General features: G+C 61.5%; 10 protein-coding genes. 4 read left to right on the top strand and 6 right to left on the bottom strand.

The annotated features are described in order from the left end of the window. Position 1: 1 nt before the first annotated feature. The 3 genes from NKI08_RS18185 to NKI08_RS18175 form a co-directional block, all read right to left on the bottom strand. The gene (locus NKI08_RS18185; RefSeq protein WP_352452370.1) at positions 2 to 1,009 is read right to left on the bottom strand and encodes an ABC transporter permease; all 1,008 of its coding nucleotides are present in this window, start codon (positions 1,007 to 1,009) and stop codon (positions 2 to 4) included. Positions 1,010 to 1,121: 112 nt separating this feature from the next. Beyond that, positions 1,122 to 3,206, bottom strand: a complete 2,085-nt coding sequence (locus NKI08_RS18180) for an ABC transporter substrate-binding protein (protein ID WP_352771250.1) — start codon at positions 3,204 to 3,206, stop codon at positions 1,122 to 1,124. Positions 3,207 to 3,325: 119 nt separating this feature from the next. Further along, positions 3,326 to 4,792 carry an alpha-glucosidase/alpha-galactosidase gene (locus tag NKI08_RS18175; RefSeq protein ID WP_352472519.1) on the bottom strand — a complete coding sequence of 489 codons (1,467 nt, stop codon included), beginning with the start codon at positions 4,790 to 4,792 and terminating at the stop codon, positions 3,326 to 3,328. 198 nt (positions 4,793 to 4,990) lie between these two features. Between NKI08_RS18175 and NKI08_RS18170 the strand changes: the two genes are divergently transcribed. The 4 genes from NKI08_RS18170 (at position 4,991) to NKI08_RS18155 (ending at position 8,592) form a co-directional block, all read left to right on the top strand. After that, positions 4,991 to 5,866 (top strand): AraC family ligand binding domain-containing protein, encoded by an 876-nt coding sequence (locus NKI08_RS18170; protein WP_502899642.1) that lies wholly within the window; start codon positions 4,991 to 4,993, stop codon positions 5,864 to 5,866. Positions 5,867 to 6,373: 507 nt separating this feature from the next. After that, positions 6,374 to 6,811, top strand: coding sequence for a CBS domain-containing protein (locus tag NKI08_RS18165; protein WP_352472517.1), 438 nt, complete (start codon positions 6,374 to 6,376; stop codon positions 6,809 to 6,811). Between the two features lie 113 nt (positions 6,812 to 6,924). Then, positions 6,925 to 7,851, top strand: coding sequence for an NADP-dependent oxidoreductase (locus NKI08_RS18160; RefSeq protein WP_352771248.1), 927 nt, complete (start codon positions 6,925 to 6,927; stop codon positions 7,849 to 7,851). A 429-nt stretch (positions 7,852 to 8,280) separates the two neighbouring features. Further along, positions 8,281 to 8,592: a UBP-type zinc finger domain-containing protein gene (locus tag NKI08_RS18155; protein ID WP_036238601.1), complete on the top strand. Its 312-nt coding sequence runs from the start codon at positions 8,281 to 8,283 to the stop codon at positions 8,590 to 8,592. Between the two features lie 144 nt (positions 8,593 to 8,736). Here the strand turns inward: NKI08_RS18155 and NKI08_RS18150 are convergent, their stop codons facing one another. From NKI08_RS18150 to NKI08_RS18140, 3 genes are all read right to left on the bottom strand, one after another. Next, positions 8,737 to 9,906: a GNAT family N-acetyltransferase gene (locus tag NKI08_RS18150; RefSeq protein WP_352769444.1), complete on the bottom strand. Its 1,170-nt coding sequence runs from the start codon at positions 9,904 to 9,906 to the stop codon at positions 8,737 to 8,739. Then, the gene (locus NKI08_RS18145) at positions 9,903 to 10,898 is read right to left on the bottom strand and encodes a sterol desaturase family protein (RefSeq protein ID WP_352771245.1); all 996 of its coding nucleotides are present in this window, start codon (positions 10,896 to 10,898) and stop codon (positions 9,903 to 9,905) included. The genes NKI08_RS18150 and NKI08_RS18145 overlap by 4 nt, the downstream gene beginning before the upstream one ends. 238 nt (positions 10,899 to 11,136) lie before the next feature. Beyond that, a complete protein-coding gene (locus tag NKI08_RS18140; RefSeq protein ID WP_352771243.1) occupies positions 11,137 to 13,065 on the bottom strand; it encodes a heparinase II/III family protein in 1,929 nt (642 codons plus the stop codon). Positions 13,066 to 13,145: the final 80 nt, after the last annotated feature.

The raw sequence follows: 13,145 nt of genomic DNA, 5'->3' as shown, positions 1-13,145 counted from the left end.
CTCAGGACCCTGCATATTGGCGCACACGCGGATCGAGCATGACGAGCAGCATGTCGGCGATGATGTTGCCGACGATCAGCGTCGCCGACAGCACCATCATGAATGTCGCCGTGACATAGACGTCGCCGACCGCCATCGAGCCAACGATCGCCGGGCCGACGGTCGGCAGGGCAAAGATGATCGCGGTCTCGATCTCGCCGGTCAGCATATAGGGCAGCACCACGCCCTGATACATGACCAGCGGATGCAGCGCATTGGGCACCGCATGGCGCATCACGACCGCACCGCCGCTAAGGCCCTTGGCGCGAGCGGTTTCGACATATTGCGCGTTCAGCGTGTCGAGCAGATTGCCGCGCATCACCCGCATGTTGTAGGCGAGCCCGCCGAAGGTGGCGATGGCGACAACCGGCCAGACATGCCGGACGAGATCGACGAACTTCGCCCAGGACCACGGCGCCCCGCCAAATTGCGGCGAAAAGAAGCTGCCGATCTCGGAAACGTTGAACTGGAAGACCAGCAGATAGACGATGATCAGCGCCATCAGGAAGCGCGGCACCGTCATGCCGAGGAAGGAAATCGCTGACAGCGTACTGTCGATCCAGCTGTACTGCCTGGTCGCCGCCCATATGCCGAAGGTGATACCGAGGACCGAGGCCAGCAGATGGCACACCAGCGCCAGCAGCAGCGTGCGCGGCAGCCGCTCGCCCACCACATCGGCCACCGGCTTGTTGTAATAGAGGCTGTAGCCGAAATCGCCGCGGGTGATGATGCCGCCGATCCAGTTGAAATACTGGACGGGCAGCGGCTTATCGAGACCGTGTTCTATCCGATAGGCCTTGGCCTGCGCGTCGGCCTCGGCGAATGAGGCCCCGCCCTGATTGATCAACTGCGAGCGGATGTAGTCGGCATAGTCGCCCGGCGGCGCCTGGATGATGGCGAAGGTGACCAGGCTCAGAATGGCGAGGACCGGGATCGCCGACGCTATGCGCGTGAGCAGGAATCGCAACATCGGTCGGTCCGCTTCCTTGTCTGGCCGGTCGCTCTCTTTGAGCGTACGGAGGTTTGCTTTGTCCGGCCGCGCCAACTGCCGCGGCCGGAGTTCTCAGTCAGGGGAGGTAAACCTAGTTCATCGGGCCCTTGTCTCCGGGCTTGCCGGGAAGCTCTTCGGGGAACAGCTCGTACTTGGCCTGCTTGTCGGCAGCGACAAAGACCCGCTCGCGGACGATCGAATCCTCGGCCCAGTTGAACATGAAGATCGGCGTGCCCTGCGGGATGTTGGAGAAGCGTTTGTTGATGATCAGCGCGCCGGGATATTCCGTCAGGCCGACATTGTAGACGTGCTCGGTCGAGATCTTCTGGAACTTTCTCATCAGGCTGGCGCGCTCGTCATTGTCCGCGGACGAGACAAACTTGTTGACGATGTCGACGAGGTCCCTCTCGAAAGGCATCATATCGACCTCGCCGTTTTCCGGCGCACGATGGTCCCAGCTGGTTCGTGGACCGACCGGGGCCAGCTGATCGGTATTCTGGACGACGGAAGTCAGCTCCTGATCGTTGCGCCGTACCAGCCAGTCGAAGCGGCCGGAGTATTGCGAGGCATCGCGCTGGGTGCCGTTGAGTCCGTTCAGCACGATCCGCAGCCCTAGCTTTTCCATCTGGGCGACGACACCTTCGGCAAGGCTCTTGTCGGTGGTGTAGTCGTTGTTGACGAGCATCACGATCTCGACATTCTTGCCGCCGGCGGTACCTGCAGGAAAATTGACGAAGCCGTCGCCATCCGTGTCCTTCAGGCCTGCCTTGGCGAGTTCCGCCTTAGCGCCTTCGAGATCGAAGGGGTAGTAGACCGTCGACTTCCGGTCGTAGAAGCTCGTGCCCGAGGATAAGCCGCCCGGATAGATGGCAGTGAACGGACCCTTGACCAGCGAGTCGCCGAGCGCCTTGCGGTTGAGCGCCATGGTGACGCCTTTGCGGAAGTCCTCGTTGCGGTTCAGCTCGCGTATCGCCTGTCCGCGCTCGTCGGGGTTGCCCCAGCCATTGGCTGAGAAATTCATGCGCAGATTATAGCCGATCAGCCGCGCGCCGAACGCAAGCCGTGCCGGTGCGTCTTTTTGCGCCGCGCGCTTCAGCGAGGCGACGAAGTTCTCTGGCTGCTCCAGATTGGAGAAGTCGCCCGCCCCCGATACCGCCTGAACGTCGCGGTCGGCCCAGGTCGACAATTTGTAGTGCAGTTCATTGAGATACGGCAGCTGGTTGCCCTTCTCGTCGACCTTCCAATAGTACGGATTGCGACGCATGACGATGATGTCGTCGGGGCGGTAAGCCACCGGCACCCAGGCACCCATCACCGGCATGTTCATATATTCCGGCGGGAACGCGTTCTTGAACTGCTCGTAGGTGTTCTTCGAATATTTCGGATGCTGCGGCTTGAGGATATGCGACGGGCCCGGACAAAAGGTGCCGTAAGCCATGGCGTAAAGGTATTGTTTCGGAAAGGCGTCCTTGAACGTCCACTCGACGGTGTAGTCGTCGATTTTCTTCAACGTCGTGCCGACGCCGAAGGTCTCCTGCGTCGCGCCGTTCAGCGGCGACACATTGGGGTCGATCACCTCGTCGTCCCAGTAGAACATCACATCGTCGGCGTTGAACGGAACGCCGTCCGACCATTTGGCGCCTTCGACCAGATGCATCGTCAGCGTGTGGCCGTCCTTCGACCAGTCCCAGCTCTTGGCGAGGTTCGGCAGCGGCTCCGTGTCCTTGGCCTCGACCTGGAACAGCGGCGCGGTGCGCGTCAGGCATTCGGAAAGGCCGATGTCGATACCGCCCCAGCCTTGCGTCTGGCCGGCGCCGTAGTTCCAGCCCTCCGGCCGGCCGCCGATGACATGACGCATCGTATCACCGTAGACACCGACGCCGTCCGGCATATTGCCGGTCTTGAAGACCAGCGGCTCCTTCGGCAGCCGGTCCTTGACCGGCGGCAGCTTGCCTGCCTTGACGTATTTGTCGGTGACCCAATCGGGTTCGTGGTATTCCGGAAGTGCCTTGAACTCCAGGATGGAGTCGCGCGCGACGTATTTGATCTTTCCCTCGGCGGGAAATTGCGCGGGCACCGGCGGCACGGTCGGCTCGGATGCATACGCGTTCAGCGCCGGGGCCGAGACGCTAAGCGCCAGCCCGGCGAGAATGCCAATGTTTCGAAAATTCCTCATCGTCTCTCCTCCCTGTTGTTCAGGAGCGCGTTGACGCCGCTCCATTTCTCCTCGAACGAATGTACAGACGGGTGCGGAAAATCCTCCCGAAAGCTTGCCGCGATCCGTTCTGGCGAAATTCAGACGGCCTGCTTGAGAGCCGTTTTTTCCGCACGCAATTCCTCGATCGAACGGACGTCGCGCCTTGCCGCACCGGCCCATTCGCGGGTCTTGATCCTGGATTTCGAAAGCCGTTCCTTCGCGGCCGGCACCGCATCGGCATATTGCGGCAGCCAGCGAGCCTGGGCGACGACCATTTCGTCCACCATTTGCCAAACCTCTTCCGGCGTCGAAACCGCGCCGACCAGCGGGTCGTGCAGGACCGCGAGCTTCAGCAGGTCGATATCGCCGGAGATCGCCGCATGAACCGACATGCGCTGGACGTTGATCGAGGAAATGCAAGTGGCGGCGCAGGCCTCCGGCAGCGTGATGCCGGAGGCCATGTTGATACCGAAGCGGTCGACGAAGCCGGGCGACTCGATGATCGCGTCCTGCGGCAGGTTGGTGATGATGCCGTTGTTCTTGACGTTGAAATGGCCGCGGTAAACGCGGTTCGTCTCCAGCGCCTCGAGAATGTGGCTGGCATGCTCGTTGGAGCGTTTGGCGGGGTCTATCGGCCTGGCGGCGGATTCCAGAAATTGCGGGAACTCCGTTTCGAACCAGTTGCGTGTTTCGGTCGAATAACGAAGGTAGCCGCCGGTCTCGCCGTGAATCCAGTCGGACATGTCGATCCAGCGGGTGATTTCGTCCGGCCGCTTGCGATACCAGGGCAGGTATTCGGAAAGATGGCCGTTGCTTTCGGTCGAATAGACGCCGAAGCGCTTCAGGACATCGATGCGCAGCTTTTCCTGCTGCGAATAGACCGGATGCGCCTCGAAGGCGGCAACCAGCTCGTCCTTACCGATCTTGCGGCCGTTGAGACGCAGGTCGATGAACCAGGTCTGGTGATTGATGCCGGAGCAGACGTAGTCGAGATCGGTGCGCGACTTGGCGCCGAGCACTTCGGCGATCTGGTCGGCGCCATGCTGGACGCCGTGGCAGAGGCCGACGGTATCGACCCTGCCATATTCGATCGCCGCCCAGGTGTTCATGGCCATCGGATTGGCGTAGTTCAGGAATTTCGCCCCAGGCTCGGCGACTTCGAGGATATCCTTGCAGAAATCGAGGATCACCGGAATGTTGCGCTGGCCATAGAGGATGCCGCCGGCGCAGATCGTGTCGCCGACGCACTGGTCGATGCCATACTTCAAGGGAATGCGGATGTCGTCCGCATAGGCTTCGAGACCGCCGACGCGAACGCAGCTGATGATGTAGCGTGCGCCCTCGAGGGCAGCACGGCGGTCTGTCGTTGCCGTAACCTTGGTCGGCAGCCTGTTGAATTCGACGACCCTGTCGAGGATCGACTTGATCATCTGGAGGTTGCGCTCGCTGAGATCGGTCAATGCGAATTCGACATCCCTGAATTCAGGAACGCACAAAATGTCGGTGAAGAGCTTCTTGGTGAACCCGACGCTTCCCGCACCGATGATAGCGATCTTGAAACTCATCAGCCTCACCTCGACCTGATCGAACGCTAGGGCAAAGGCGGCGAAAAGAGGCTGGCCCGCCTGCGACGCTATGCAGGCTGGAATCCAGCACTTCCTCCCATCCGCTCTTTGACCGCGGTTTCTTTTGCTTTTCTCGAGGGATTATGCGCCTTATTCGGCACGCGACCAGAGAAGGATTATGCTTTTAGGGGTAATTTTGTGCTGCGGAACTTGATCGACATCGGGCCGGCGGGCAGGACGGTATCGCTGCCGCGCGGGCGCCAGCGCCTACACACCATGCCGACAAGCACCGGCTATGAAGTGCGCGAGAACGAGGTCTACGACTGGGATGGGCGCAAGCGCGGCCTGACGCCGTTTACCGTGCTCCAGCATACGATCAGCGGCACCGGCCGATTGCGCTACGAGAACCGGAACTACCGCCTGCAAAAGGGCGACACTTTGCTGGTTCTCGTGCCGCACAACCACCGTTACTGGCTGGCCAAGGGCGAACGCTGGGAGTTCTTCTGGATATCGATGAACGGCGAGGAGGCACTGCGCATCCACAGGTCGATCCTTGCCGCCGTCGGTCCGGTGCTGCGGCTGCAGCCCTCGACCATCGATCATCTGGCTGATTGCAGTGTGCGCCTGATCACGGGCGCGGTCTCGCCGGGAGCCGCCTCGGCCGTCGCCTATGAAGCAGCCATGGCGCTCTACGACGATGTCTTCGGCTCGCATGCCGTCACCGACGACAAGAGCGCCATGCAGCCGGTCATCGATCACATCAGGGCCAATCTCGACAGGCCGCTCCGCGTTGCCGATCTCGCTGAGATCAGCGGCTTGAGCCGCGCGCATTTCTCGCGCTGCTTCGCCGAGAGCGAGGGACTTCCGCCCGCCGAATTCGTGCTGCAGCAGCGACTGCAGCGGGCGGCGAAGTTGCTGACGAAGGCCGATTTCCTGCCGGTCAAGGAAGTCGCCATCATGTGCGGCTTCGAGGATGCCAATTATTTTTCGAAGGTCTTCCGCCGCCTCTACGGCATCAACCCGACGCAGTTCCGCACCAACGGGATGTATGCCAGCCTGGGAACCGCCCGATAGCCCGATAGATTGGCACCGCGCTTGGCATCGGGTGCGGGAACGCTTTTGCTTCCCCTCGGTTTAGGACAAGAGAGCCTGCTCGCCGCTGCGGCACCCCCGCTCTGGCGGAGATCAGGCCACAGATGTCAGGGAGTGATCGATGAACAACCCCGATCCGAACAACCCGAATCCACTGCCGGACAATCCCAATCCGGAGCCGGCCCGGCCGCCTGCCCCGCCGGAGACTCCGCCGGGAGAACCTCCAGGCGTACCCCCGCCCTCGCCGGATCCAATTCCGACGCCGGACCAGGAGCCGATCGGAGTTCCTCCCGGCACGCCTTCCGAAATTCCTTCGGAACCGACCTTTCCCGGGCCGACCGCCTGAAGGGGCGGTCGGGTGGAGGATGGCAGGGGTGATTTCGGCGAAGCGCTCGAAACGGGTCTTGCCATGGAACGTTTTGCGCTGGCGCTCATTCACCCTTCCATCATGGAAACCGGCGGCGGGCCCTGCAACCAAGGGAGGTTAAAATGAAAGTTGGCAACTGCATGACAAAGGACGTCGAGATCGCCAGTCCGCAGCAAACCCTGCGCGATGCGGCTGAAATGATGGGTCGCCTCGACGCCGGCGCAATGCCGGTGGGCGAGAACGATCGGCTTGTCGGCATGGTAACCGATCGCGACATCGCAATCCGCGGCGTCGCCCAAGGCAAGACACCTGACGCCAAGGTACGGGAAGTGATGAGCACCGAGGTCAGGTATTGCTTCGAAGACGAAGACGCAGAGGATGTTCTGCGTAACATGGCTGACCTGAAAGTGCGCCGCTTGCCGGTGCTGAACCGCGACAAGCGCCTGGTCGGCATCGTTTCGCTGGGCGACCTCGCCACCAACAGCGAGACGGCGACAGCAGGTGAAGCGCTGAGCGGCATCTCGCAACCCGGCGGCGAGCATTCGCAAACGATACACTGACGGCGCACCACCGGCCGGCCTTTGCTACGACCGAACCGCCGGCTGGATAGACGCCGGCCTGCCGGCGAAACTGTTCAGAGCGAACTGGACTGCAACCCGACGAGGAGCAAGCCATGATTACGATGAAGGCCGTCCGTATCCACGATTTTGGTGGACCGGAGGTTCTTTCGCTGGACGCGGTTCCGTTGCCTCAGCCGCATGACGACGAGGTCACGCTCAAGGTCTACGCGGCAAGCGTCAATCCCGTCGACTACAAGGTTCGCGAGGGCTCTTCGGGCGCGGATCTGCCCGTCACGCTCGGCCGCGACGTATCCGGCGTGGTGGAACTGTGCGGCACGCGGGCCCATACGCTGAAGAAGGGCGATCCGCTATATGCCATGCTCGGCAACGACCGCGGCGGCAACGCCGAATATGTCGTCGTCAAGGCAACGGAGGCGGCGGCGAAGCCGCAACGCTTAAGCCACGCCGAAGCCGCCGCCGTGCCACTTGCGGGCCTTACCGCGTGGCAAGGCCTTTTCGATCACGGCGGCGTCAAATCCGGGCAGCGGGTCCTTATCCATGGCGGCGCCGGCGGCGTCGGTCATCTGGCGGTGCAGTTCGCAAAGGCTGCGGGCGCGTTTGTCGCGACGACCGTTTCCGCGCAGGATTTCGATTTCGTCCGCGCGCTTGGCGCCGACCAGGCGGTCGATTACAAGAACCAGCGCTTCGAGGAGCTTGTCGAGGACGTCGACCTCGTCTTCGACCTGGTAGCGGGTGAAACACAGGACCGCTCGTGGGACGTGCTCAAGCCCGGCGGTGCGCTCGTCTCAACGCTTTCCGAACCGTCGGCGGAGAAGGCCCGCCTGCATCGGGCTCGCGGCGTTTCCTATTTGACCAAGCCGAACGCGGCGCAGCTTGCCGAGATCAGCCGCCTCATCGACGCCGGGAAGGTCAGGCCATTCGTGCAGGCAATCTATCCTCTTGAGGAAGTCGCCAGGGCCGAGGAACAGCTCGAGAAGCAGCACACGCGCGGCAAGATTGTGCTTCAGGTAGCTGCCTGAGCACTCGCCGAACAACAGGCCGCGGGCCAGTTTGCGGAGTGCTCGGACACAGGCCGTTTTCTGCTGTCCAGAAGCCCGGCGGCCGAGAGTTTGACACAGGACGGCCCGCCGGGCCTGGCCGGCTTAGGCAGGTGCCGGCTAAAGCAGCATGCGCCGGGTTTGCCGGGATGCGCAAATCAAACAAATCAAGGAGATGCAACGGATCGTGAGGCACGTCGCGACGACACCGTCGCACGGCCGCCGTCAGTTAACTGCGAAGCGAAGGACACAGCGTTTACCGACAGGCGGGCCAGGTTCCTACCGGCCGCAAGCCGCAAAAACCGCTTCAAACTGTCGGAAACCGGCGATAGGTTCGAACCATGTCTCAACCCGCCAATATCTCGCGCGAAACGGCAGTCTCGCCGTGGCGCCACAACTGGTCAGGAGCGTATGATGGCAGACGAATGCAGGCACGCCGGGGACATTCGCGACGTGACACCGAGCGCGCTCGGCTGCGAGGAATGCCTGAAGAGCGGTTCGCAGTGGGTGCATCTGCGGCTCTGCCGCACATGCGGCCATGTCGGCTGCTGCGACGACTCGCCCAACCGTCATGCCACCAAGCATTTTCGGGCAACCGGCCATCCTGTCATCGAAGGCTACGATCCGCCGGAAGGTTGGGGATGGTGCTACATCGACGAAATCTTCCTCGACCTCGGCGACCGCACCACGCCGCAAAACGGTCCGATACCGCGCTTCATTTGAGCTTTTTGCGAGCGGGCCGTTTCCGTGAAACGATGAACCGTTCTAAAGCATGTCGCGCAAAAGTGTGCAGAGGTTTTGCGATAACGACATGTATAAACAAGAATCTAAAGCGCGTCGCATAAGGCCGATCGAACGCGACGCGCTTTAGTCCAAGGCTGCTTCGGCTTGAGCGGGCGCATCGCGTCCCTCTGGTGGTGCCGATGACCGCTCGCGCATATGCCTGACCGTCTGGAGGACACGATCGGCAAGAAATGCAAGCGCGCCCTGTGCCGTGCGCGTTCCGATGACGGATTCCAGCGTAGCCGCCTGCGTTGAGAATTTGTGTTTGAACGACTCTGCGCCACAGAGGAAATCGACCATGCTCAAACCGTGATCGATCGACCACTGCACGTAATCCATCAACAGGATCACACCCGGCGACGCCCGGCCGAAATCCGGATCGAACGTCGTCACGAAGGCCATCATCACGTCGTGCTGGACGAAGTTGATCGACACCGCGACCATCACGCCATTGCATTCGAGGACGAAGATATGCAGCACGCCGGCGCGCGCCAACGCATCGACGAGCGCGGCGAGTACCGGCACGCCCTCTTCGAACAGATCTGATTCACGCATGCGCTCGGTCAGCCATTTCCGCTTCAAGGCCGCGAGGCGCTCCAGTACCGGTTGCAGCGGCTCGTCGGGGGCAAGCAGGCGAAATCTCACCTCTCCGGTTTCTTCCAGCGCTTTGATGCCGCGCCGATAGTTCTGGCGCGTCTTTTTCGACTGGTCCGCGAACCATGCCGCTCCGCTTTCCCATTGTCCGGCAACGCGATAGCTGACTTCCGTTCGGTGAAACGGACGAAGCCTGATGCCGTCGGAAGCTCCCGGCGTGAAAATTTTGCGGGCCGCCGCATCCGGTGAGAGACGATTGATCAAGGCAAGGTCGAAGCCGCCGGCGTCGCACAGTTGGGTCCATAGCTCCTGCAGCGCCGATAACGAGCATTCCGGAGCAACGAGAATATCCCCATAGTCGGTATAGCTGCCGGCCGCCCATTCGAGAAACCGCAGCCCCCTGCGCCTGCCGATCGCTAGCGGAACGACAGCAACGAGTCTCTCGCCCTTCCAGACCAGGCCGATCCGCAACGCGCGCTGGTCACGCCGTTGTACAGTACTCCACCATGCCGAAATCCAGGCATGGCTTTGAAAGATCAGCCCGTCGGTACGATGCCAAAGCTCCATCCAAGCGGCTTCGACCGCAGCCAGGCGATCCGCCGAACGGACGATTTCCAGGCGCTCCGCGCCTAGGACGTCGATGGAAACAGCGGTGTTCATGAAGGAGAACTGTCCTGTGGCTGCGCGACCACATTGGGCCGTCTGTGAAACAGTCGCATGACATGCCTTGCCATCTTCTTGAGCGGCAGGATGTAGAGCCCAAAGAGCGACTGGTAATCGCGCACATCGCGATCGACCAGGCCAAATTTCAGGTCTTCATCCGGCTCCGGGACAAATTGCGTTCCGAACAGACGATCCCAGAACGAAAAAAGCAGACCGAAATTCTTATCGTAGTGACGAGGGTCGATGCTGTGATGCACCTGGTGCCAGTGCGGACACAGGATGATGCTGTTCAACGGGCCGAACGATATCTTGAGATGCGTATGGCGAACAAAGTCCATCATCAGGATGTTGCGGATGACGTAGACGTTGATGCCGAAGATAGCGACCTCTACCGGATCGAGTGCGATCAGGCTCCAGATCCCGAAGCAGATGCCCGGGATGACGCCATCCCACATACGGTTCATCAGATCGTCCAGCGGATGAACCCGGTCCTTGGTGATCCCCACCATCACCTCGGCCGAATGATGTACCTTGTGCAATTCCCACAGGAACGGCAAACGGTGCTGGGCGACGTGGTAGAGGTAGTATGAAATATCATAGGCGACCAGCATGGTTGCGGTGAAGATGACGATCGTCACCGGTCCCGCCGGGCCGCCGAGAAGCGGCGCGTGGATGTTAAGGAGCCAGCCAATTGCCTCGCGTGTGCCATAGCCCACCGCGACGACGAAGGTGACGCCGGCAGGAATAAGCAGGAAAGGCATCATCGCCCGTTTCGTGATCCAGAACATGGCGTCGGCTCGCGCCGACGGGTGCAGGATGACTTCCTGTGGGAAGGCGAAGTCGAAAAAGTCCCTGAGGGACTTATGTTCGGCAGTTCGCCAGTAGGCGATCACCGCGCTGCCCAGTGCGGTGAGGAGAAGCAGGCCGAGCGTGGTCAGATTGACGTTCGAAAGCTTTTCCACAATCGCTCTGGCAAATTCGGAAAACATTGATGCAGCGGCTCCTGGTCGTAAGAAGGCAGTCTGGGGGTCGTAAGAAGGCGATCTGGCGAATAGCAAAGCACAAAATTCCCGCCAAACTCGCTACGCCGCCTGCAACCAGTGGCTGTTGCGGGCGCAGCGGGCAAAGCAGGCTGGATGGTGCGAGACTAGCAGATCAACGGTAACGAAACCGCTAAATGTCCAAACGTAATTAATGTCGAATACGGCTGGAACTCACGCGGCAACTCTACGTTGGCACCGGTTTTTGCTGTCGCGGCGGGTGAATTGGGGCAAGATGGATATCGATCCCGGCTTCGCCCACTTCACCGTGCCAGGCGAGGCGTTCGGCTTGCTGCCTGCTGCCAAAACGCAGTGAAACCCAACCGCCTTGGCCCGGCATGTCACCGCCGGCGCCGATATCGAGAGCAGCATCAGGAAAGCGGATGGCCAACAGTACCTCGTCGCCGCGCAATACCGCGACCGTATCTTCGTGCCGGTCGGCATGGAGGCCGGGGGCCAGTTGGAAGACGATCTCGGACTGGCGCCTGCCGCCGAGCAGTTGGTCGGTGATGAGGATGCCATCGGCCTGGCGCGCCAAAGTGCGCTGATGCACGACGCCGAAGCGGCTTCTATAGCCGTCATGCCGGGCGCTCAGCCTCCAGTGCGGTCCCGGTTCGCTCTCCACCAGCGATGCGACTGCCTTGTGCGACCAGTTGAAATTTCCAGCGATGGTGCTTTGGCTCTTGCCCTCGATGTTCAGCGTGTTGTGCGCCGGTGTGGAGCGGAACCAGTCGCGCCATGCGCCTCCCGAACCGTAGAGCCAGGTGCCGGGATCGACCAGCACCGGCTCATCGTCGATGCACAGGGTGAGCGACAGCGCGTCGGCATGGCCGTGCGCCGCTATCGAGAGATAGCCGAGCGGTCCATGGTCGAACGTCAGTTCGACATTGCGGCCATTCATTGCTCCGCGCCAGACGGAGAGCCCGCCTTGCGTGAATGTCTGCAAGCCATGCACCGCGGGCGCCGGGCCTGACGGCGCACCAAAGAAAAGCGAACGAAAATCGTCAGGCTCCGGCGCGTTGCCCGGCGTCCCCAGTAAGCCGTGGATGGCGGCCGCGACGGATCGGATATAGTTCGGCTCGTCGCCCAGCTTCAGCACATGGCCCTCATCGTCGTCGCCGAAGCGGGCGGCTTTCTGTGGCAGCCAGCCGACGAAATTGGCGAAGGCGCCCAGACGCGCTTCGGCGGCCGAGGGAAACGGCGTTCCCGCCTGGCGCGCCGCGGCGGCGCACAGCAAGATGAGTTCGGCGCTGAAGGCTGCATAGGTCGGCGTTTGCTCGGCACCGGCGCCGTCGGCAAGAATCTGCTTGTGCGTCTCATTTAAGAGGGCGCTGCGGGCAATTTCGGATTCGGCCCCGAGCGCCAGGCCAACCAGATATTCGCCAGCCAACTCTGCGACGAGATGGTTGTTGGCGGAGGAATATCGCGACGGAAACCGCGGCAGCCAATAGGCGCTTGCCGCGAGTATCTCACCGGCTTTCCGCAGCGTCGCCAGGTCAAGCCGGTCACCGATAAGGTCCAGGGTGACGATCAGGCTGATGGCTCGCAGCGCTACTTCGATGCCGGAAGCCCAGCCAATGCCTCGGTACGGCGGATTGGCGGAATGCCAACTGCCGATTGCCGCCTCAATGGCACTCCGGGATCGATTGTCCTCGCTGAGGAGCAGGTGTGCAGCCAGTACTGGCAATTGCTGCAGCCGGTTGATCTCCCAGACATATTTTATATCGCCAAGGTCGCCGCCATCGCGAAAATCGATATCGAAAGTATGAGCCTCGGCGCCAGGCCAAAGCCTGCCGGTTACCGGATCAAGACGCCAAAGCTCAGCAGGAAACAAACGATCGGGCTCACGCTTTGGCCATGTCCGCCCGAGTGCCGAAAACCGGCCATGAAGCATCTCTTGCGCGGCCGCCGCTATGGCCTGCCGTTGAGCGTCGGTCGCTGCCAGCGCAGCATGGCGAAATCCGGGCAGCACTGGGTGCAACTGCGGCGATGGATAGCGCTCCCACCCATCATCGCGGCGGCGCGACGCGATCCTTCGACGTTGCTCGCCCAGCCGGTGCAACACCTCGGCCGGTCCCATGCTGCGCAATCGGTTGATGTACCAGCCGATTCTCATGCACGCCCCGTCAACGTTTCGGTCCTTGTATACCATGCCGTCGAAAAGCTGCGGGCCGGCAATCTTCTTTCCCGTTCGTT

Source organism: Mesorhizobium sp. M0768 (assembly GCF_040320195.1).
Classification (GTDB): Bacteria; Pseudomonadota; Alphaproteobacteria; order Rhizobiales; family Rhizobiaceae; genus Mesorhizobium.
The sequence above is the reverse complement of the archived record's forward strand: the minus strand, read 5'-3'. Positions and strand labels throughout refer to the sequence as shown.